Source organism: Mucilaginibacter kameinonensis (genome assembly GCF_003675385.1).
In the GTDB taxonomy this organism is placed as follows: domain Bacteria; phylum Bacteroidota; class Bacteroidia; order Sphingobacteriales; family Sphingobacteriaceae; genus Mucilaginibacter; species Mucilaginibacter kameinonensis.
Genome location: NZ_RCWZ01000001.1, coordinates 1,301,939 through 1,322,776 on the forward strand (window position 1 = coordinate 1,301,939; position 20,838 = coordinate 1,322,776).

Below are 20,838 nucleotides of genomic sequence, written 5' to 3' on the forward strand. Positions count from 1 at the left end.
GTCAATCTCTTAACTTAATGACATTGGGCGGTAGCTCAACACCTATGCCGGAAAAAGATTCTTAATTTGTAACAGGGCTTCGTTTTTAGCGTCTATGTCATAAAGCTTTAGTTTTTTGCATGTGTTAATAATTGTTAAAAAACGGTAATTGTATTGTAAGAATAGCTTTTGCTTAGTTAAGCCGATGGTTTAACAACGGATTTTTATATATTTGTATTGATGAAGATCAGGAATAATAAAATATGGGTAGTGGCGCTGTTCATGACCGTCTTTGTAATAAAGATGGGCATTTCGCTTGCTCCCTTGTTTTCATGTCTTGATAACAAAACTGTAAGCGCGGTGATCCTTCAGTTAGAGCAGGAAAGCAAAACTGAAAAGGACAGTCCGGAAAAAGACTTGATGAAGGAGAAAAAGACCTTCGATGCGTATGATTTCCACGCCATCAACTTCATCACCTTCATTACCGAATCCAAGGTTCTCCATAACCAGGAAAACGCATTATATAAACAGGTATATCACCCTGTAGTCCCTACGCCCCCGCCAAACGCATAAGATGAATTTAACCGGATACTTCCCTATCCGGATAGCAATGCTTTTTAATTCATTTTAAAATTTTACTCAATCTTTCATTCTTATGCAAATCAAGCAAGGTGAGTCTGCTATGGGCAATCTCAACCTGAAAAAATATTTTTTGTCCAAAAACTTAAAAAGGGACATTCCGTCAAGTCTTGTAGTATTCCTGGTGGCATTGCCGCTGTGTTTAGGTATAGCGCTGGCATCGGGCGCGCCACTTTTTGCCGGTCTGTTAACAGGTATCATTGGCGGTATAGTGGTGGGTACGCTTAGCGGTTCGCAATTGAGCGTTGCCGGTCCGGCGGCTGGTTTAACAGTAATTGTACTTAACGGAATTACATCATTAGGTGCTTACGAAACCTTTTTGCTGGCCCTGGTGATTGCCGGTGCTTTCCAGATTATACTGGGTATAATTAAAGCCGGCACTATCGCCAATTACTTCCCGTCATCAGTTATTGAGGGAATGCTTGCGGCCATCGGGATCATTTTGATCATGAAGCAGTTTCCGCACGCGGTTGGCTATGATGCCGATTTTGAAGGTGATGAAGGCTTTAGCCAGGTTGACGACCATAATACTTTTTCGGGTATAACGCGGGCCTTTGCCCGCATCAATTACGGCGCGGTGATCATAGCCCTGGTTTCTTTGGCATTTATGATCTACTGGCCAAGGTTTAAGAAATTGGCCGTAGTTCCTGCTCCTTTATTGGTAGTACTGGCTGGCATAGGCTTAAGTCTTGCCTTTTCGGGAACAGGCCTTGCCTTGCTTGATAAGCAGTTTGTACGTATTCCGCTGGTAAACAGCAGTGCCGAATTTTTCGGGCTGTTTAAATCGCCGGATTTTAGCCAGATAGGCAACAAACAGGTTTGGATAACGGCTGCCACCATTGCCATTGTGGCCAGCCTGGAAACCTTGTTAAGCCTTGAGGCTGTAGATAAAATAGATCCTATTAAACGCATATCGCCAACAAACCGCGAACTACTTGCTCAAGGTGCGGGCAATATAGTGAGCGGTATGCTTGGCGGCTTACCCATGACCGCGGTTATCGTTCGTTCATCGGCAAACGTAAATGCCGGTGCGCGTACTAAAATGAGCGCTATCATACATGGTATATTCTTATTGGTTGCATTATTGGCAATACCGTCTTTAATTAACCATATCCCGCTGTCGTGTCTGGCAGCGATCCTGCTGATGACTGGGTATAAACTGGCTCGTATAAGCCTTTTCAAGCACATGTGGCATCAGGGCTTGAGCCAGTTTATCCCTTTCGTAGTTACCATAGTAGCCGTTGTTATGACCGATTTGCTTATTGGTGTAGGCATAGGTATGCTGGTGGGGATCTTTTATATTCTGCGTACTAATCTGCGTAACCCTTATTTCTATCATCTGGAGAAAAACGGCAGCAAAAAAGTTATCAGAATTAAGCTTGCCGAGGAAGTATCCTTCCTGAATAAGGCTGCCATACAGGTAACGCTTACCAGTTTACCGCAAGGCGCCGAAGTGGTGATTGACGGATCAAGCTCAAGGTATATTGATCCTGATGTGCTGGAGATCATCCACAATTATAAGCACAATGCCTATACAAAGGGCATCATAGTGCAATTGAACGAAGTAAAAGAGAAGTACGATGTACCTCCTTTGAAAGAAATGGTTTATAACCCCAACTAAATTTAAAAGACAATGTCAACACAAGAAAATACAAACGGCAAAGCCGTAATAGATATCAACAATATTAAACTGGCCCAGGCAAACAGCTATAACAATTTAATTAAAAATAACGCTGCCTGGGTTGAGCGCAAACTGGCCGAAGACAGCGAGTTTTTCACCACCCTGGCCAAAGGTCAAAGCCCGGAAGTGCTGTGGATAGGCTGCTCAGACAGCCGCGTACCTGCAAACGAGGTAACCGGCACCAAACCAGGCGAGGTGTTTGTACATCGCAACATTGCCAACGTATGCGTACACTCGGACATGAACATGCTGAGCGTGCTTGACTATGCCGTGAATGTGCTTAAAGTAAAACACGTTATTGTAGCCGGTCACTACGGTTGTGGTGGTGTTGCTGCCGCTATGAGCAACAAACAGTTTGGTTTGATTGATAACTGGCTGCGCCACATTAAAGATGTTTACCGTTTACACGCCAAAGAGCTTGACGCTATTGCTGACGAAGCCGACCGTGTTAAACGCCTGGTTGAACTGAATGTGAGCGAGCAGGTTTATAACCTGTGCAAAACCACCATTATTCAAAACGCCTGGAAAGAACGTCATGACCTTGAAGTGCATGGCTGGGTAATTGACCTGGCCAGCGGCCTGGTTAAAGACCAGCAGGTTACCAGCAGCAGCCCGCATAACTTAGGCTATGTGTACGAGTTTGCTACTGAAGAGGTGGCTGCACACTAAAATACAATTTGATTAGGGCTTCCGACGCTGTAAGGGGCGAAGGGAGGTTTGATTGTTAAGTTGATCCCGGTACTTAGGAAGTGGCCGGGATTTTTTTGTGTCTTCGGCGAAGATATTCTTTAAATTAATGGATGGCAGCGTAAAAAAGGTTGGGATCGCGCGATTCCCCTCTTGAGAGGGGGGAGGGGTGTGTTTCGTAATGAGGTTAATGACTTGCCGACGAAACACACCCCTGCCACCGCTCTTTCCTATAGCTCCCCCTCTCAAGAGGGGAGTTGAAAAAAAAGTATTCCCATTTCGTTTAAAGTATTATCCGTAACATCAAACAAGCAAGTATAAACGCGGTTAAGTTTTTTGTAATTTTAACTGAAACCTCTGCCGCGAAATATTTATGCTTAAAGCTGTAAAAGAACAACGTACGCTGAAAGAAAACCTGATGCTGGCCTCATCAACCGCGTTTGTGGCCGGGGTTACCAACGTGGCGGGAATGCTGGCTTTTCTGGCCTTTACGTCAAACATCACCGGGCATGTAGCCAACCTTGCCAAGCACATTGTTGAGCAAAACTATCACCAGATGATCATTTTTGTGGTTTGGCTGATGATGTTCTTCGCCGGTGCTTTTGTATCCAGTTTTATCATCCGCTCGTTCGACGATAAAAGCCGCTGGAAGGCCAACTCTACGCCGATGATTATTGAGGCTATTATTTTACTTGCGGTGGCTATATATGGTCACAATTTTTATCAAGAAACGCAACTGGAACGCGAGATTGTGATCAGCGCTACGTTGTTTTCGATGGGATTACAGAATAGTTTGGTTTCTAACATTTCGGGTGGGTTGATCAAATCCAGTCATTTAACCGGTTTGTTTACCGACCTGGGCAGTGAGGTTGCCGAGTGGTTTCATCCCCGTACAAAAAACACCGAAACAGCAGGTAATAAAATATTGGTTAGGTTTACTGTACTTGGCTTTTACCTGTTTGGCGGATTGGCGGGCGGTTATTTATTTAACCTTTACGAGTTTGCCATTTTTTATTTTATCCCGGTTATTTTGCTCACCATCATGTATTATGACGTTTCGCCGCTTGCTTTGCATAAACTAAGCCGTATGTTTGCATCGGGCAAACGCCAAACCGCATCTTAAAACATCAATCTTAAAAAATTATGAGTTCTCAAATTCATGACACCAGTCACATCACCTACGAAGGCTTACTGGAAGGAAACAAAAAGTTTATTGAAGGCGCTTTAGCCGAAGATCCTGAATATTTTGACAAGCTTGCTAACGGTCAAAAACCACCGGTATTATGGATTGGCTGCGCCGATAGTCGTGTACCTGCCAACCAGATCACCAACACCGCTCCGGGCGAGATCTTCGTGCACCGTAACATTGCCAACATGGTTATCCACTCGGATATGAACATGCTGAGCGTGCTTGACTATGCCGTGAATGTATTGAAAGTAAAACATGTGATTGTTACCGGTCACTACGGCTGTGGTGGTGTTAATGCCGCTATGGGTAACAACCAGTTCGGCCTGATTGATAACTGGCTGCGCCACATTAAAGACGTTTACCGTTTACATGCCGATGAGCTTGACGCCATTGTCGATGAAACCGAGCGCAGTAACCGCCTGGTTGAGCTGAATGTAATAGAAAACGTAAACAACCTTTGCAAAACATCCATAGTACAAAACGCCTGGAAAAACGGTCAGGACCTTTCAGTACACGGTTGGGTTTACAGCCTGAGCACAGGTGTTATAAACGATATGAAGGTAAGCACATCCAGCAACGAGAAGATGGATGCTGTGTTTAAATTTAAATAAAGAATAGTTCATGGTTGATGGTTCATAGATCATAGCCTCAACCGCTTTAAATAAAAATGGTTCATGGTACATTGCTGTTAAGCTATGAACCATGAACCATTATCTATGATCTAAAACTACACCTCCTTAGCCAAAAACGGATACCTGTAATCTTTTGGCGGATCAAAGGTTTCTTTGATGGTGCGTGGTGATACCCAGCGTAACAGGTTGATCATCGATCCGGCTTTATCATTAGTGCCTGATCCCCTTGCGCCGCCAAATGGCTGCTGACCAACTACTGCTCCTGTAGGTTTATCATTAATATAGAAGTTACCTGCCGCGTTACGTAAACGGGTAGTAGCTTTCTCGATAGCATATCTATCCTGCGAAATAATTGAGCCGGTAAGCGCGTAGATTGAAGTTTTATCTACAATGTCAAGAATCTCATCAAATTTATCGTCTTCGTAAACGTAAACAGTTAATACGGGGCCAAAAAGCTCCTCGCACATGGTTACGTAATACGGATCCTCAACTTTTAATACAGTTGGCTCAATAAACCAGCCCTGGGTTTTATCATAGTTACCGCCGGCAACAATTTCAACGCCCTCGTCGGCTTTGGCAGCATCAATGTATTTAGCCAGCTTATCAAACGATACTTCGGTGATAACGGCATTTACAAAGTTTTCAAAATCCTCTACCGGACCTATTTTAAACGATGTAATATCACGCTGCATGTTTTCTTTAACCGCAGGCCATAATGAAGCCGGGATATAAGCCCTTGAAGCAGCCGAACATTTTTGTCCCTGGTATTCAAATGCGCCACGAACAAGTGCAGTGCTTACCACTTCGGCATTGGCGCTTGGGTGGGCAAGTACAAAGTCTTTACCACCGGTTTCGCCTACAATACGTGGGTAGGTTTTGTATTTGTGGATATTGGTACCGATAGTTTGCCAGATATTCTGGAATACTTTGGTTGAACCGGTAAAGTGGATACCTGCAAAATCAGGGTGGTTAAAGATCACCTCGCCTGCAACAGGGCCATCAACATAAATCAGGTTGATAACGCCATCGGGTACGCCGGCTTCTTTAAAGATCTTCATGATCACGTTAGCGGCATAGATCTGTGGGTAAGCAGGTTTCCAAACTACTACGTTGCCCATCATGGCAGCTGATGCAGGCAGGTTGCCTGCAATAGCGGTAAAGTTAAATGGGGTGAGCGCGAACACGAAACCTTCCAGCGGGCGTTGCTCTACACGGTTCCAAACACCTTTGCCTGATACAGGCGGCTGTTGTTTGTAGATCTCGGTCATGTACTCTACGTTGAAACGCAGAAAGTCGATCAGCTCACAAGCCGAATCGATCTCGGCCTGGTACGCGTTTTTTGACTGGCCAAGCATGGTAGCTGCATTGATCTCGGCGCGGTATGGTCCGGCGATAAGCTCAGCAGCTTTCAGGAATATGGCAGCGCGTTGTTCCCAGGCCAGGTTTTCCCAGTCGGCTTTGGCTGTAAGGGCAGCGTCAATAGCGGCTGTAACATGGCTCGCGTCACCTTCGCTGAAGGTAGCCAATAAATGTTTATGATCATGCGGCGGACGGATCTCCAACTTGGTGTTGGTATGTACTTCTTTGCCGCCAATGTACATAGGTATGTCGATTTGTTGGGCGCGACCAGCCTCAAGAGCTGCTTTAAGCGCCACACGCTCCAAACTCCGCGGACCGTAATTTAATACGGGTTCATTTACCGGTGCAGGAACATTAAAAAATCCTTTAAGCATAGATGGGTAATTTATGTTGCCGCAAAGATAGGGATTTTGCAATTGAAGGTGGGATAGGGGAATGTCAAATTAATAGTAGGGGGAAGCTAACTTCCTTCACCATTAATTTTTAGTAAATTGGTGGAGAATGAAATCCGAAGAAAAATACAAGAGCAAACTGGTACAACAATTTAAAACTATTTTCATATTCACAATCGTTCTATTGATCGGGATGGGGATCTATTCAATTTGTACCGGGAGTTCGACAGGTGGCACGCTTTACGGAAGGTTTGGTGGTTCGGGAAAAGTAACCTACGGGGCTTATGGTTTTTTTGAAATGGCCGGGGTTCTAATATTAGGTGCATTAATTTTTTATCTGGGATCAAAGTTTGAAAAATAATACAGATACTCTATATTCTCAAGTAGATGCTCACCCCAATAGATCAATTTTACCTCACCAAAGAAGAACCCAACCGGAGTTGCCTGTTAGCCCTGCGCGATATTATCCTGTCGTTTGATGCGGATATCACCGCCGAATGGAAATATAACATGCCTTTCTTTTATTATAAAGGCAAAATGTTTTGCTATTTGTGGATGCACTCCAAAAAGCAGTGGCCATTTTTAGGTATGGTTGAGGGTAAACACTTACATCATCCCGATTTGACATTTGAAGATCGCGCCCGGATCAAGATCATGATTTTTAATCCCGAAGATGATTTGCCCGTTGATACCATCCGGTTTATTTTGAATGAGGCAATTGATCTGTACAGATCGGGGTTGGTTAAATTGCCGAAGAAGAAGTAGTAGGATCCAATATGAAAAGTTTTGTCATGCTGCGCGCGTCGAAGCATGGCGGGCAGGCCTCTGCGCGTGACCCTTCGACAGGCTCAGGGTGACAGGCCACAAAAAAGCCCCGGCATCGCAGAGCGATACCGGGGCTTAAAATTTTAAAGTACCCCCTTTAGGGGGGCGGAGGGGGCGACTAAACCACCATATTAACGATGCGGCCTTTAACCACAATCAGTTTTTTAGGGGTTTTGCCGTCCAGGTATTTTTGTACATCGGCGTTAGCTAAAACGGTTGCTTCTATTTCTTTAACATCAAGGCTTAACGAGATGCTCAGGTTCATTTTCATTTTGCCATTGATAGAGATTGGGTAAGCAAACTCATCCTCAACCAAATACTCTGCATTGAACTTAGGGAACGGCGCGTATGATAAAGTACCATCGGCATTACCTAACAGTGACCATAGTTCCTCACAAATATGTGGTGCGTACGATGACAGGATGATCACCATATCCTGTAAAATAGCGCGGTTGTTGCATTTCAGATCGGTTAATTCATTAACCGCGATCATAAAGCTTGAAACCGATGTATTGAACGAAAAACGCTCAACATCTTCCTCCACTTTTTTAATGATCTTATGTAATGATTTCAACTCGGCTTTTGACGGCGCGGCATCGCTTACACCAAACTCCCAGGCATCATTATGGAATAACCTCCAGAATTTACGCAGGAATTTGAACACACCCTCGATACCATTGGTATTCCATGGCTTGCTCTGCTCCAACGGACCTAAGAACATCTCATACATGCGCAAAGTATCGGCACCAAAACGGCCGATGATGTCATCCGGGTTTACTACGTTGAACTTAGATTTCGACATTTTTTCAACCTCTACACCACAGATGTATTTACCGCCTTCGAGTATAAACTCGGCATCGGCAAATTCCGGACGCCATTGTTTAAATTTCTCGATGTTCAGGACTTCATTCTCTACAATGTTAACATCAACGTGGATTGGCGAGGTTTTATATTGTTTAATTAAACCGTGTGATACTAAAGTATTAGTTCCGCGACCTTCTTCATCAATCAACCTGTAAACAAAGTTACTGCGGCCCTGGATCATGCCCTGGTTAATTAGTTTTTTGAAAGGCTCTTCTTCAACAACAAGGTCAAGATCCTTCAAAAACTTGTTCCAGAAACGGCTGTATAACAGGTGCCCGGTAGCATGTTCGCTGCCACCGATGTAAAGGTCAACGTCTTTCCAGTATTCAATAGCCTCGCGCGATGCAAACTCTTTATCATTTTGGGCATCCATATAACGGTACCAGTACCAGCTCGAACCTGCCCAGCCCGGCATGGTGCTTAGTTCATAAGCCAAACCGCCTTCGTATTTCCAATCTTCGGCACGGCCCAGTGGTGGTTCGCCGGTTTCGGTAGGGAGATACTTGTCAATTTCAGGCAGTAACAATGGCAGGTGACTTTCATCAATTAAATACGGCAATCCATCTTTAAAGTAAACCGGAACCGGTTCGCCCCAATAACGTTGACGACCAAAAATGGCATCGCGCATCCTGAAGTTAACTTTGGCTTTACCGGCGTTAATCTCTTCCAGTTTGGCAACCACAGTTGCTGTAGCTTCTTTATAGGCCAGGCCGTTGATAAAGTCGGAATTTACGTAAGCACCTTCTTTAGTTGGGTCGGCTTCAGTTTCGATATTTTGAATATCGAGGATTTGTACTACCGGCAAATTAAAATGTTTGGCAAACAGGAAATCGCGCTGATCGCCCGATGGTACTGCCATAACCGCCCCGGTTCCGTAACCAGCCAATACGTAGTCAGCAATCCAGATAGGAATTTGCTGACCGTTCAGTGGATTAAGCACATAGCTGCCGGTAAACGCGCCAGATACAGTCTTGGCATCAGCCATCCTGTCCAGTTCCGATTTCTTTTTGGTTTGCGCGATGTATGCTTCGATATCGGCCTTTTGCCCGGCTGTGGTTAATGAAGCTACCAGTTCATGCTCAGGGGCAATTACCAGGAAAGTAACACCGAAAATAGTATCAACCCTTGTTGTAAATACTTCGATGAAATCGGTATCCAAAGCGGCGTTATGACCAGATTTGTCTATCGGGAATTTAACACTTGCTCCGGTACTTTTACCAATCCAGTTCCTTTGCATTTCTTTCAAAGGTTCCGGCCAGTCAATAGTGTCCAGGCCTTGCAATAACCTTTCGGCATAGGCGGTAATGCGCATGCTCCATTGGGTCATTTTCTTTTGCTCAACAGGGTAGCCACCGCGCTCGCTAAAGCCGTCTTTTACCTCGTCGTTTGCCAATACCGTACCAAGGGCCGGGCACCAGTTTACGGTGCTTTCGCGCAGGTAAGTAAGGCGGTATTTTAACAGTTCGTCCTGCTGTTGCTGATTGCTGAACGCTTTCCATTCACTGGCAGTAAAACTTAAAATTTCATCATCACAAACGGCATTGATACCAGCCGAACCATTGCTTTCAAAATGGGCAACCAGTTTATCAATTGACTGGCCTTTGTCGGCATCTTTATTATACCAGCTATTAAACAACTGCATAAAGATCCACTGCGTCCATTTATAATAATCAGGCGAGCTGGTACGTACCTCGCGGCTCCAGTCGAACGAAAAGCCGATCTGATCAAGCTGGCGGCGGTAGGTTGCAATATTATCTTCGGTAGTTATAGCAGGATGCTGGCCGGTTTGAATGGCGTATTGCTCGGCCGGTAGGCCAAAGCTGTCATAGCCCATTGGGTGCAACACGTTAAAGCCTTTTAAACGTTTGTAGCGTGCAAAAATATCTGAAGCGATATAGCCCAGCGGGTGCCCAACATGCAGACCAGCCCCTGATGGGTAAGGGAACATATCCAGCACATAATACTTGGGTTTACTGCTTTTGTCTTCGGCTTTGAAGGTTTGGTTTTGTGCCCAAAACTGCTGCCATTTTTGCTCTATCTCTTTAAATTGGTAGTCCATTTGATTTTTTACGCGTATGAGGTTGCGAAATTAAGCATTTCCCTATTAGTTTAGTAGTTATTAATGGATTAGTTGCAGGAATTGTGTGCAGAAAGGCGTGATTGTATGTGGGTTGTTAAGAGTAATGATAAGGCCTTGAAGTAGAAACGGCATGCCGTATAGTTTACTCACCCGGTCTACGCTACGCTGGACCACCCTCTCTCCGGCTTCGCCGCAAAGAGGGAAAAGAAAATAAAAAACAAGATCCCCTCTTTACGCTTGCGTAGAGAGGGGTGACAAGCGTAGCGATGTCGGGGTGAGTAGATATACGCGATGGTTGCACAATTATGTATTTTAACCGGTATTGCACTCCGCGACGTCGGCTAACCTTTTGCACTGCCATTTCGTACAAGCGGATGTAAACGAGATTATAACCCTTCTACCCTTAAATATTTTCAAAATTTCTTTAATTAATTGATAATAAGTTAAATTTGCACCCGTAAAATCCTAAACATGAAACACAACTACAAAATTATAGTATTGCTGCTTGCTGGCATTATTGCTATTTACACCTCGTGCCATAAGCTTAATATGGCGCCTGCTAATCAAAGTACCGTAAGTAAAAAAGAGGCCAGTGTGCAAATTGCACAAAGCCTTGTTGGTATTTTTAATCCTGAAAATGGCGGCTTCGATTTCAAGAACGGTTTAAGTATGCCAACCGACCTATCCCTGAACAAAAAAGGGAAGATCAAAGTACAATCGGTTGATCCAAAACCGGAGTGTGGCGCTAAAAAAGATACTACCATTTCGCTTAATTTAGATGAAAGTGATACCTCTAAACTTGATATCTGGGCCAAGGTTAAGTATGAGCTTACCTGTACCAACGGCATTCCATCAGGTGTTACGGCTAACGACAGCTTAAACATGACTATGGTAAGCGGCGAATATAAATTGCTTTTAAAAATGGGCGAAAACCTGACGCTGAGAAGCCTTAATCCGGGTGTTGCACATGCGCAATATTCGTTTGATGGTCCGGTGAATTATTATGCTAAAGTTGATTATACTAAGCCAACAACCGATAATCCAAATGTTGAAGGTACGTTTAATTATAATTTTAAATCGATTGTTGTTGATCCTACTAAAGACCCTGATTTTATTTTAAGCGGTAGCGCCACTTTCGCAAGTAAAGGAAATATCGGCAAAAATACCTGGAACTATAAAGGAACAATAACCTTTTTAGGTGGTCACAAAGCCAAAATCACTATCGAGGGTACAGTTTATACAGCCGACCTGATGACCGGCGAAGTAAACTAAACCAAGTTAAAAAAATAAAAAAGCCCTGCTTCTTCGAATAGGATGCAGGGCTTTTTTTATGTGTAGTACTTTTCTATAGGTATTAAAAGCCCCATTTAGAAATAAGGTGGCATAGTTTTTAATAATTGCCGGATTGGGGAATTAGTTCCCCGTTTTTATTCCTCAAAGCGGGGAATTTAGATAAGAACGGCTTTATTTTAAGATGCTATAAGAGCCTGTAAAGCTGAGTTTGTTTTTCGCTTCTGTCAGATAATCAGGATGAAAGCGTAAAATGAGAGGTTTTGCAAAAGTTATTTTGGCAATGGTATGCTTGTTGCCAAAATAGAGCGAAAAGGCTCTAAACTTAAATCTTATATCACATTTATGAAATTAAATCTACGCGGCTTACTCCCTTTCCTGGCAGGTGTGGCTGTTCTTTATTCTGCCTGTACTAAATCAGCAGCTGTAAAACCCGATACTTCAAACGTAAAAGCAAGCGATAACGTAGCCAGCTCGGCAATTGCAGATAACCTTGCCAAATCATTAGCAGGTTCATTTGGTGGTTCAAGCGTTAAAGACGGCGTTGCTCCTTCAATCAATTCATCATCTAAAGTTAAAGTACAAAGTACCTATAGCTGCGGTTTTTATGTAGATACAGCCCTGAATTATGTATTTAACCAGGGTGATACCTTAAAGGCAACTAAAACAGGTGGTGTTCAATACTACTTTGTATGCGAGAATGATAAAACAGTTGGTTATGATTCAATTGATTCGTTAAATACCGTAGGTAGCGGGCCAGGTTTCTCTTACGTGTATAACATTGTTCAAAAGTATAAGGTAAGGGGTGTTAACACCAATAATTCCAATTTCTCGATGGAGGGCCCTATGAAAGCCTACGCCGATAATGAATACCCGAGGTACAAAACCTTCAGCAGGGTTCACAACACTTATGTGTTCAAAAACCTTTATATACATGGCGATGATAACTTTGATATCACCAGCGGTACTGCAACCTTCCATTCGGAAGGTAAAACAAATGGTGGAGGCTGGGATTACAGCGGTACCATTACATTCCTAGGTAACCACAAAGCTAAACTCACCTTCCTTAACAAGACATTCTTAGTTGATTTGTTAACCGGTACATCAACACCGGCTTAATAAAAAAGACCTTTCAGCCAAATAAGTTCATGCCCTGTGCCGGTTTTTCGGTACGGGGCTTTTTTGTAGGCGAAAATTAACTTGCTATATTGCTGCACTAACCCGTAGCTACCCCTTTAGGTTGTCGGGAGATAAACCATGAAACGCCTCTTATCAAACTTAACTTTCCAGGTACTTATCGCTATCGCCCTTGGGGTTGTTGCCGGTCTTTATGTCAAAGGTTTTGCTCCCACTGCCGATCTGATCAGCAAGACATTTATCAGCCTTATTACCATGCTGATTGCGCCTATCATATTTTTAACTATTGTACTGGGTATTGCCGGTATGAGCGATATGAAAAAGGTTGGCAGGGTAGGCGGTAAGGCATTGCTTTATTTTGAGATTGTGACCACCTTCGCGCTTATCATAGGCGTAACGGTGGCCAATATCATTAAGCCAGGTGCCGGGTTTGAAAACCATGCCGCCAAAATGGACACCACCAAATTAGCAGTATACGAAAAAGCTGCCGCCGAAATGCATTGGGGCGATTTTATAGCACATATAGTCCCTTCAAATATGTTTGACGCTTTTGCCAAAGGCGATATTTTGCAGATCCTGTTTTTTGCCATATTATTTGGTTTTGGCCTGAGTAAGATGGGTGAAACCGGGCAAACCGTAATCCAACTGTTTGACAAGCTCTCGAAAGTGTTTTTTAACATCATGAAAATAGTGATGAAGGTAGCCCCGATTGGTGCTTTCGCAGGAATGGCTTTTACGGTGAGCAAATACGGCATACAAACACTTAAGCCGTTGGCCCTGCTGATGGGCTCGGTTTACCTGACCATGTTCCTGTTTATTTTTGTGATATTGAATATCATTTGCAGGCTGTTCAAATTCAGTCTTTGGGAGTATCTCAAATACATCAGGCAGGAGATATTGATTGTGCTGGGCACATCTTCGTCCGAGTCGGCATTACCGGCCATGATGGAGAAGATGGAAAAGTTTGGCTGCTCCAAATCGGTAGTGGGACTGGTGATCCCTACCGGGTATTCTTTTAATTTGGATGGTACTACCATTTACCTGTCCATGTGCGTGATATTTTTGGCGCAGGTGTTTAACATTCCGCTTTCTTTAGGGCAGGAGCTAACCATTATCGGTATACTGATGATCACCTCCAAAGGAGCAGCAGGCGTTACCGGCAGTGGCTTTATTGTACTCACCAGTACGCTTACCGCCATCAAAATAATTCCGGTTGAAGGCCTGGCGATACTGATCGGCGTTGACAGGTTTATGTCAGAAGCACGGGCTATTACCAACGTGATAGGCAATGGCGTGGCTACTATTGTGATTGCGAAGAGTGAGGGAGAGTTCAGGGAGTAATTTCGGATTTGGGATTTTTGAGTTCGGATTTTGTCTGAACCTGGATTTGACGGATTTTTTTGGAGGGCCTGGATTTTTGTCTGAACTCGAATTAAACGAATTATTGGAATTTATTGAATTTGCTAAGCATTCCGGCAGTTCATAAATTCCATGAATTCCGATTCAGACACTGCGTTAGGGATAGTAGCGGATACCGACTCCTATCACTAACGCCGTCCCGTACACCATCTAAAATATATTTTTTACATCATCGCAATTCCCCCGGGACTCTCTGGTACTTATTCAGCAATAGCGGGAAGCAAATGAGATATAGCAACAAGTAATAAAGTCTATTCATTCAGCATAAACTTATCCACCCCATCGGCAGGCTGCCACTTATCAGCAGGCTCAAAATAATGCCATAGCAGGGCCGATACTTTTTTGATCAGCAGGCCTGCTTCATTGTTGGGCGTCCAGCTGGTATCTTTGTTATGATTGGTGATGATCGAAAACACATAATCACCATGCGGGGCATTAACCAATACCGTTTCTGAGCGGGACTCATCAACCGCGCCCTGTTTGGATATCGCATGTACATAAGGCGGTATCTGCGAAAGCGCATGCTCATCCCAGTAAATACGCCCCATGTTGCGGTACATCCGTTCGCTGGCCGCAGCACTAACAGCTTTTCCTTCACGAATCAGGGTGAACAGCCTACACATTTCGCGCGGAGTACTTACGCCCCAACCGTATATTTTGCGCATAGCTTCACGGCCCGGCGCCCTTGAATTTACGCGCATCACCTTAAAACCATTTTGATCGAGCCAATTGTTAATATATTCACTCCCCACCAGCTTTTGCAGCCAAAGGCTTGCGGTGTTATCGCTCATGGTGATCATGAGCATAGCCACTTTGCTTAGCTGTACGGTGTCTTTATCTTTAAAAGATCCCAGTATGTCTTCACCTGCGTAAAGCAGCGAATCGCGGTAAACCAGTTTTTGGTTATATTTCAGTTCGCCCTTTTCTATCTTATCCATCACCCCGCATTGAATACTTACCTTGATCATGCTTGCTGTAGGGAACAGGGTATCGGCATTGATCTCAGCAGTTTTGCCGGTTTTAAGGTTATGCACATAAATGCCAACCTGGCCGTGAAAATCTTTTACGGCATCATTAAGTTTGGCAGTGAGTTTACCATCGGTTTGAGCAAAGGCAGATGCTGCAAACAACAGCAACAACAGGGTGAATTTATATTTCATGAGATGCGCGATCTTAAAAAATGAAAATACAAATTTTAAAACAACGGGCAACCATTCGTTTCAGGTGCGAGTACTACTCAAAACTATGTTTTCTATATTTACAAAAACTTGCGTAGCACATGAACCATTTTGTTGATATCACAAACCGCAAAGTATTATATCGCCTATTGCTTAACCTGGATGCACAGGCTAAGCCACTTTGGGGTAAAATGACGCCCCAGCAAATGATCGAACATCTGATCACACAGGTTCAATATACCAACGGCGTTAGAATACCAACCTGGGACGGGCCACACGAAAACACCGCCACACGTAAGCAAAACGGCATTTATACCAATAATGAAATGCCACGCAATATTATCCTGGAAGAATTGCCGGATGCGTTAACCTACCCCGATCTGGAAACGGCCATTAATCAATTAATGAAAGAGCTGGATACCTTCGACAGGCATTTCAACACGCATGATGTTAAAGTGATCCACGGCGGTTTCGGTCCACTGGATTATAACGAATGGATCATATGGCATGGTAAGCATTTTACGCATCATTTAAAGCAGTTTGGGGTGATAGATTGATTACTACCGGGATCCTGTCTGGCTTACCTGCTCAACATTAATATCAAACTTTCCGTTTGGGTTCACTTTAACTGTGCAGTTGTAATCTGTAACTACCGGACGCCCGTTTATCACCCCTGGTTTCCATCTGTAAGATGTCTTGATAAGCTGTACTAATTGCTTATCTACTTTGGCATTGCCACTTGTTACAAGCCTGGCGTTAACCGGGGTACCATCTCTTTCTATCGTAAACTTAACAACGGTAGTGACAGCTTCCTTGACCGACACCTTGTGCAAATTTGATTGGAGACGATCATAAAACCGGGTTATCCCACCAGGGTATTCGGGTTGGGCAGAAACCAGAAATATCCCCAGGGTAACCTGGTTAACTGAAGAATCGGCTGTTGCCTTTTGTTTAGCAGCGGTAGTATCGCTACCCGAAGTAGCGACTTTCTGCTGAGCAAAAACGCGGTTATTTAAAGTATTTAGTCCTAATGCTATTAATGCGGCCGAAAGCCAGCGGTACCATTTGGATTGAGGTGTATAGGCTATCCTTTGGGCATCAAAAATGCCACAGTGTATTTTATCGCCATTGTTCAGCGAGTCCAGGATCCGCGATTCCTCCATTCCTCTAAAATCCATAATTATCCTGTTACAGCCGGCGCAATACCAGTCGCTGTTACAGGGTGAAAGATCATTTAGTGTTTTAGGACATTTGAAAGTAAGTTGAATATTTTGAAGCGGCTCCATAAGGTAAAGGTCATTTCGCTTCAAACGGATTAATGCACTTTTCATTATGCCTATCCGAAAAAACTGCAGTCCTTCAATTAAACAGTAACTTCTATAAATCAGCTTCAAATAGTAACTTTGTTGTTCTTCAGAAATAAACAAAGAAGAACGTCATTATAAGCAACAAAACAATGACGGGCTGAGAAATACCATATATGAAATTCCTGCGCTGGCTTTTAATTCCGTTTTCGCTTATTTATGGCCTTATTGTGGGTATCCGTAACTGGTGCTATAACCGGGGCATTTTTAAAAGTATCGGATTTGATATGCCGGTGATTGTAGTAGGCAACCTCGACGTTGGCGGGGCAGGAAAAAGCCCGATGACCGAGTATCTGATTAGGCTACTAAAAAACAGTTATAAAATTGCCACGCTTAGCCGGGGTTATGGTCGCGCAACAAAAGGTTTTTTAATGGCGACTGCCGAAAGCAAAGCCTCGGACATTGGCGACGAGCCGGCACAGTTCAAACATAAATTTCTGGATATTGATGTAGCCGTTTGCGAAAAACGAGTGGATGGTGTAGAGCAGCTGAAAGACAATCATGATGTTATTATTTTAGATGATGCTTACCAGCACCGCGCGCTTGAACCGGGCATGAGCATTTTGCTTTTTGATTACAGTCGGGTTAACGAACCTCATTTCCTGCTTCCGGCCGGCAACCTGCGCGAGTCATTTGGCGGCCGTAAAAGGGCCGATGTTATCATCATCAGTAAATGCCCTGCTTCATTAACCGATCTGGATCAGGGCCGTGTAATTAAACGCATCAAACCGTATCCGCACCAGTCGCTATTTTTTACAACAATAAACTACCTGCCGGCCCAAACTCTGGATGGCGTAACGACCGTCAACACCATCGACAGCCAAACCACCGTTTTTCTGCTCACAGGTATAGCTAATCCCAAACCATTACTGGCACATCTCAAAAAGCAAACACAACTGGTTATACATCATAATTATCCCGACCATCACCGTTTTAGCTTAAAAAATATCAGTAAACTTGCCGATGATTTTTCGGCCTGCTCCTCACAAAAAAAAGTGATCATCACAACAGAAAAGGATGCGCAACGTTTAGGGGAACAGGACCTGCTTCCGATGGTTAAAAAACTGCCCGTTTGGGTGCTGCCCATAGGCATTAGTTTTTTAAATAACGGGCAACAACAATTTGACGAATTAATACAAACATATGTTAGACAATATTGAAGGCACCGCCCGGTATATCAAAAACAAGATAGGCGACTTTGAACCTGAAGTAGGTATAATTTTGGGCACCGGCCTTGGCGGCCTGGTAAAGGAAATTGAAGTTGAAAAACAACTGATGTATTCAAACATTCCTGATTTTCCTATCTCAACATTAGAGTTTCACTCAGGCAAGCTAATTTTTGGTACGCTTGCAGGCGTTAAGGTTGTTGCTATGCAGGGCCGTCTACATTATTACGAAGGCTACAACATGCAACAGATCACCTTCCCGGTTAGGGTAATGAAATACCTGGGCATTAAAACCCTGTACGTATCAAACGCCAGCGGTTCGCTTAATCCCGATTTCAAAAAAGGCGACCTGATGATCATTGAAGATCACATTAATCTGCAGCCTCAAAACCCGCTGGTTGGCCGCAATTATGAAGAGCTTGGCCCGCGTTTCCCGGATATGAGCGAACCTTACCGTCATGACATGATTGAAAAAGGTTTGGCCATCGCCAAAAAAAATAAGATAACCTGCCATAAAGGCGTTTACGTAGCGGTAACGGGTCCTAACCTGGAAACCCGTGCCGAATATAAATATCTGCGCATTATAGGTGGCGATGCCGTTGGTATGAGCACCGTACCCGAAGTTATTGTTGCCAATCACATGGGCATCCCAACCTTTGCTATTTCAGTGTTGACTGATGAAGGTTTCCCTGAAGTGCTTAAGCCAATAACCCTTGAGGAAATCATTGCTATTGCGCAGGAAGCCGAACCCAAAATGACCCTGATACTTAAAGAACTGATAGCCGGTAATTAATGCGCCAAAAGCTCAAATATATTTTTTTATTACTGATGTGCCTGTCGGTGCAGGCTGCTTTTGCGCAGTATGGTACCCGTACCAATCCGCGCAACCTGCCTACCCGTGATACCGCGCGCCGTCAGGAAAAACAGATGACCGACGATCAGCTACTGGACAGCTTGAGGCGTAAGGAAGAAAACAAAAAGGATTCGGTAGTTTTCAGTTCCAAATTTATCCGCGTTACCAATGAGCGTTTGCTGAACGACAGTACACAACTGTTCAAGATTGATACTGGTATTACCAACTTTGAAATCTACAGCCCGCTGATTGATCCTCGTAGTCCGAGGATACATTTGGGTAATATTGGTTTGTCGCAACGGCCTTTGCTTTTTGAACCCAGCCGCACCATAGGCTTCGACCTCGGTTTGCACGCGCTTGATATTTACGCGCTTAAGCCGCAGGACATCAACTACTATAATACGCGGGTGCCCTTTACCAGGCTTACCTTGTATAATGCTTTCGGAGGTTCGGCCATTCAGTTGTTTAATATCCTGCATACGCAAAACATCAAACCCAACTGGAACTTCGGTTTTAACCTGAATTTCAATGGATCGAAAGGGTTTTACAATTACAACAACGTATTGGGCCAAAACGTAAGCGACCTTAACGCCTCTATTTTTACCTGGTACGAATCAAAAAGCAAGCGCTATAATCTGCTGGCCAACCTGTTGTTCAACAACCTCAAAGCACCGGAAACCGGCAGTATCCTCAACGATTCGGTATTTACGAGTACTAACGTAAACAATGCCTTCGCGAAAGACAGGGCGGCGGTGCGTTTGCCTTACAGCTACGAAAACTGGAACGATAAAGGGCTTTACATTAAGCAGTTTTATTATTTAGGGCGGATAGACAGCCTAAACAAGGGTAAGGATAATTCAAAGATCCTCCCTACCCAACGCGTATCACATACCCTGCATATATCCAACAGCAGGTATCTTTATAAACAAAGCGGTGTTGATACCTATAATGTATTCCCCGATTATTACTACAGCAATAACCGCTCGCGCGATTCGACAGTGCTGACGCATATTCAGAATGAGTTTTCGTACAGTTTTTACCTCCGCAGTAAATCGGTAAAGTTTGTAAAGAACGAGCTAAAACTTGACCTTGGGCTCGTACATGATTTTTACTCATACAACCAATATGTTAGCGATACTACGCTTAACGAGTACGGGGTAAAATACATACACCAGGATAAGGTGCAGCACAATACTTTCCAGGATATTACGCTGAAGGCCAAACTGGGTTATCGTTTCAGCGATCGGATTGCCCTTGATGCCGATTTCAGGCAGATTGCGCAGGGCCGCGATTTTGGCAATTATCTTTACGATGCCAAACTTACCCTGGCAGGCGGTAATAAAACCGGCAAGATCATTTTAGAGGCTTACTCACAAAACAGTTCGCCGCCATTGGTATATAATAATTGGATCTCCAACCATTATATTTTCCATAACGATTTCAGCAATCAAAAAACTACCAGCGCATCATTTAACTACATTAATGATGCCTTGCAGATTGATTTAAAAGCCGAATACTTTTTAATTAGCAATTACCTGTATTTCACTGCGCCAAATGGTGGTAGTGATGTGCGTCCGGCACAGCTTAACAGCTCCATTAACCTGTTAAAAATAAGTCTGGGTAAAAATTTCAGTTACCGGAGCCTGCATTTTGATAACTATGTGGTATACCAAAAAACCGATTATCAAAACACGCTTCGCACACCCGAAGTATATGCCTACAGCAACCTGTACATTAACAAGGTTTTACTTAACGTATTAAATGCCAGCTTTGGTTTAAACGGCAGGTATAATACAGAATACGTTGCACCTTCATATGCACCCGGCTTAGGCCAGTTTTACAACGGAGCTAACGTAACCTTTTCATCGTACCCTATATTTGGTGTTTACTTTAAGGCTACCCTACAGCGTACCAACCTGTTTCTTGCTTATGATTATATTAATCAGCGCGCGTGGAGCAAGGGTTATTACACGGTTAACCGCTACCCTCAACAGGATGCCATCCTGAAGTTTGGTGTATCGTGGACTTTCTATAACTAATCAAAATCCCTCAATATGACAAAGGCCCGAAATAAACTAAACTTATTTCGGGCCTTCATTTTTGG

At 43.8% G+C, this 20,838-nt stretch carries 18 protein-coding genes; 14 read left to right on the forward strand and 4 right to left on the reverse strand.

Annotated features, from left to right (window positions below; translation table 11 throughout):
* Positions 1-219 precede the first annotated feature (219 nt).
* From EAH55_RS05935 to can (EAH55_RS05955), 5 genes are all read left to right on the forward strand, one after another.
* Positions 220-552, forward strand: coding sequence for a hypothetical protein (locus EAH55_RS05935; protein ID WP_112574490.1), 333 nt, complete (start codon positions 220-222; stop codon positions 550-552).
* Between the two features lie 82 nt (positions 553-634).
* On the forward strand, positions 635-2,239 hold the full coding sequence (locus EAH55_RS05940) for a SulP family inorganic anion transporter (RefSeq protein ID WP_394339724.1): 1,605 nt from the start codon (positions 635-637) through the stop codon (positions 2,237-2,239).
* Between the two features lie 12 nt (positions 2,240-2,251).
* Entirely contained in the window at positions 2,252-2,968 is a 717-nt protein-coding gene (can, locus tag EAH55_RS05945; RefSeq protein WP_121808817.1) for a carbonate dehydratase, read from the forward strand.
* A gap of 391 nt (positions 2,969-3,359) precedes the next feature.
* Entirely contained in the window at positions 3,360-4,109 is a 750-nt protein-coding gene (locus EAH55_RS05950; protein ID WP_121808818.1) for a YoaK family protein, read from the forward strand.
* Positions 4,110-4,129: 20 nt separating this feature from the next.
* On the forward strand, positions 4,130-4,786 hold the full coding sequence (gene can, locus EAH55_RS05955) for a carbonate dehydratase (protein ID WP_121808819.1): 657 nt from the start codon (positions 4,130-4,132) through the stop codon (positions 4,784-4,786).
* Positions 4,787-4,902: 116 nt separating this feature from the next.
* On the opposite strand, the gene pruA is transcribed toward can (EAH55_RS05955), so the two are convergent.
* A complete protein-coding gene (pruA, locus tag EAH55_RS05960) occupies positions 4,903-6,540 on the reverse strand; it encodes an L-glutamate gamma-semialdehyde dehydrogenase (RefSeq protein ID WP_121808820.1) in 1,638 nt (545 codons plus the stop codon).
* Positions 6,541-6,667: 127 nt separating this feature from the next.
* On the opposite strand from pruA, the gene EAH55_RS05965 reads away from it, so the two are divergent.
* Complete coding sequence (locus EAH55_RS05965) at positions 6,668-6,919, forward strand: hypothetical protein (protein WP_121808821.1); 252 nt, start codon at positions 6,668-6,670, stop codon at positions 6,917-6,919.
* Positions 6,920-6,945: 26 nt separating this feature from the next.
* Complete coding sequence (locus EAH55_RS05970; protein ID WP_121808822.1) at positions 6,946-7,323, forward strand: DUF1801 domain-containing protein; 378 nt, start codon at positions 6,946-6,948, stop codon at positions 7,321-7,323.
* Between the two features lie 178 nt (positions 7,324-7,501).
* On the opposite strand, the gene leuS is transcribed toward EAH55_RS05970, so the two are convergent.
* A complete protein-coding gene (gene leuS, locus EAH55_RS05975; protein ID WP_121808823.1) occupies positions 7,502-10,306 on the reverse strand; it encodes a leucine--tRNA ligase in 2,805 nt (934 codons plus the stop codon).
* Between the two features lie 492 nt (positions 10,307-10,798).
* On the opposite strand from leuS, the gene EAH55_RS05980 reads away from it, so the two are divergent.
* The 3 genes from EAH55_RS05980 (at position 10,799) to dctA (ending at position 14,095) form a co-directional block, all read left to right on the forward strand.
* Positions 10,799-11,599, forward strand: coding sequence for a hypothetical protein (locus tag EAH55_RS05980; protein WP_121808824.1), 801 nt, complete (start codon positions 10,799-10,801; stop codon positions 11,597-11,599).
* Between the two features lie 363 nt (positions 11,600-11,962).
* On the forward strand, positions 11,963-12,736 hold the full coding sequence (locus tag EAH55_RS05985) for a hypothetical protein (protein WP_162996757.1): 774 nt from the start codon (positions 11,963-11,965) through the stop codon (positions 12,734-12,736).
* 138 nt (positions 12,737-12,874) lie between these two features.
* On the forward strand, positions 12,875-14,095 hold the full coding sequence (gene dctA, locus EAH55_RS05990; protein WP_112574481.1) for a C4-dicarboxylate transporter DctA: 1,221 nt from the start codon (positions 12,875-12,877) through the stop codon (positions 14,093-14,095).
* Between the two features lie 329 nt (positions 14,096-14,424).
* On the opposite strand, the gene EAH55_RS05995 is transcribed toward dctA, so the two are convergent.
* Positions 14,425-15,333, reverse strand: coding sequence for a serine hydrolase (locus EAH55_RS05995; protein WP_121808826.1), 909 nt, complete (start codon positions 15,331-15,333; stop codon positions 14,425-14,427).
* A 119-nt stretch (positions 15,334-15,452) separates the two neighbouring features.
* Between EAH55_RS05995 and EAH55_RS06000 the strand changes: the two genes are divergently transcribed.
* Complete coding sequence (locus EAH55_RS06000) at positions 15,453-15,908, forward strand: hypothetical protein (RefSeq protein ID WP_121808827.1); 456 nt, start codon at positions 15,453-15,455, stop codon at positions 15,906-15,908.
* Positions 15,909-15,911: 3 nt separating this feature from the next.
* Here the strand turns inward: EAH55_RS06000 and EAH55_RS06005 are convergent, their stop codons facing one another.
* On the reverse strand, positions 15,912-16,682 hold the full coding sequence (locus EAH55_RS06005; protein WP_121808828.1) for an energy transducer TonB: 771 nt from the start codon (positions 16,680-16,682) through the stop codon (positions 15,912-15,914).
* A gap of 149 nt (positions 16,683-16,831) precedes the next feature.
* Here EAH55_RS06005 and lpxK point away from each other — a divergent pair, with 149 nt between their 5' ends.
* The 3 genes from lpxK to EAH55_RS06020 are packed head-to-tail and all read left to right on the forward strand — an operon-like array spanning position 16,832 to position 20,773.
* On the forward strand, positions 16,832-17,875 hold the full coding sequence (lpxK, locus tag EAH55_RS06010) for a tetraacyldisaccharide 4'-kinase (RefSeq protein WP_121808829.1): 1,044 nt from the start codon (positions 16,832-16,834) through the stop codon (positions 17,873-17,875).
* On the forward strand, positions 17,859-18,674 hold the full coding sequence (locus EAH55_RS06015) for a purine-nucleoside phosphorylase (protein WP_112575812.1): 816 nt from the start codon (positions 17,859-17,861) through the stop codon (positions 18,672-18,674). The genes lpxK and EAH55_RS06015 overlap by 17 nt, the downstream gene beginning before the upstream one ends.
* Positions 18,674-20,773: a putative porin gene (locus EAH55_RS06020; protein ID WP_244228098.1), complete on the forward strand. Its 2,100-nt coding sequence runs from the start codon at positions 18,674-18,676 to the stop codon at positions 20,771-20,773. The genes EAH55_RS06015 and EAH55_RS06020 overlap by 1 nt, the downstream gene beginning before the upstream one ends.
* The last annotated feature ends 65 nt before the right edge of the window (positions 20,774-20,838 follow it).

Bases quoted from the DNA above. Each gene is read 5' to 3' on its own strand.
- EAH55_RS05935 (WP_112574490.1), top strand. From the start codon at position 220: ATGAAGATCAGGAATAATAAAATATGGGTAGTGGCGCTGTTCATGACC.
- EAH55_RS05940 (WP_394339724.1), top strand. From the start codon at position 635: ATGCAAATCAAGCAAGGTGAGTCTGCTATGGGCAATCTCAACCTGAAA.
- can (WP_121808817.1), top strand. From the start codon at position 2,252: ATGTCAACACAAGAAAATACAAACGGCAAAGCCGTAATAGATATCAAC.
- EAH55_RS05950 (WP_121808818.1), top strand. From the start codon at position 3,360: ATGCTTAAAGCTGTAAAAGAACAACGTACGCTGAAAGAAAACCTGATG.
- can (WP_121808819.1), top strand. From the start codon at position 4,130: ATGAGTTCTCAAATTCATGACACCAGTCACATCACCTACGAAGGCTTA.
- pruA (WP_121808820.1), bottom strand. From the start codon at position 6,540: ATGCTTAAAGGATTTTTTAATGTTCCTGCACCGGTAAATGAACCCGTA.
- EAH55_RS05965 (WP_121808821.1), top strand. From the start codon at position 6,668: ATGAAATCCGAAGAAAAATACAAGAGCAAACTGGTACAACAATTTAAA.
- EAH55_RS05970 (WP_121808822.1), top strand. From the start codon at position 6,946: ATGCTCACCCCAATAGATCAATTTTACCTCACCAAAGAAGAACCCAAC.
- leuS (WP_121808823.1), bottom strand. From the start codon at position 10,306: ATGGACTACCAATTTAAAGAGATAGAGCAAAAATGGCAGCAGTTTTGG.
- EAH55_RS05980 (WP_121808824.1), top strand. From the start codon at position 10,799: ATGAAACACAACTACAAAATTATAGTATTGCTGCTTGCTGGCATTATT.
- EAH55_RS05985 (WP_162996757.1), top strand. From the start codon at position 11,963: ATGAAATTAAATCTACGCGGCTTACTCCCTTTCCTGGCAGGTGTGGCT.
- dctA (WP_112574481.1), top strand. From the start codon at position 12,875: ATGAAACGCCTCTTATCAAACTTAACTTTCCAGGTACTTATCGCTATC.
- EAH55_RS05995 (WP_121808826.1), bottom strand. From the start codon at position 15,333: ATGAAATATAAATTCACCCTGTTGTTGCTGTTGTTTGCAGCATCTGCC.
- EAH55_RS06000 (WP_121808827.1), top strand. From the start codon at position 15,453: ATGAACCATTTTGTTGATATCACAAACCGCAAAGTATTATATCGCCTA.
- EAH55_RS06005 (WP_121808828.1), bottom strand. From the start codon at position 16,682: ATGAAAAGTGCATTAATCCGTTTGAAGCGAAATGACCTTTACCTTATG.
- lpxK (WP_121808829.1), top strand. From the start codon at position 16,832: ATGAAATTCCTGCGCTGGCTTTTAATTCCGTTTTCGCTTATTTATGGC.
- EAH55_RS06015 (WP_112575812.1), top strand. From the start codon at position 17,859: ATGTTAGACAATATTGAAGGCACCGCCCGGTATATCAAAAACAAGATA.
- EAH55_RS06020 (WP_244228098.1), top strand. From the start codon at position 18,674: ATGCGCCAAAAGCTCAAATATATTTTTTTATTACTGATGTGCCTGTCG.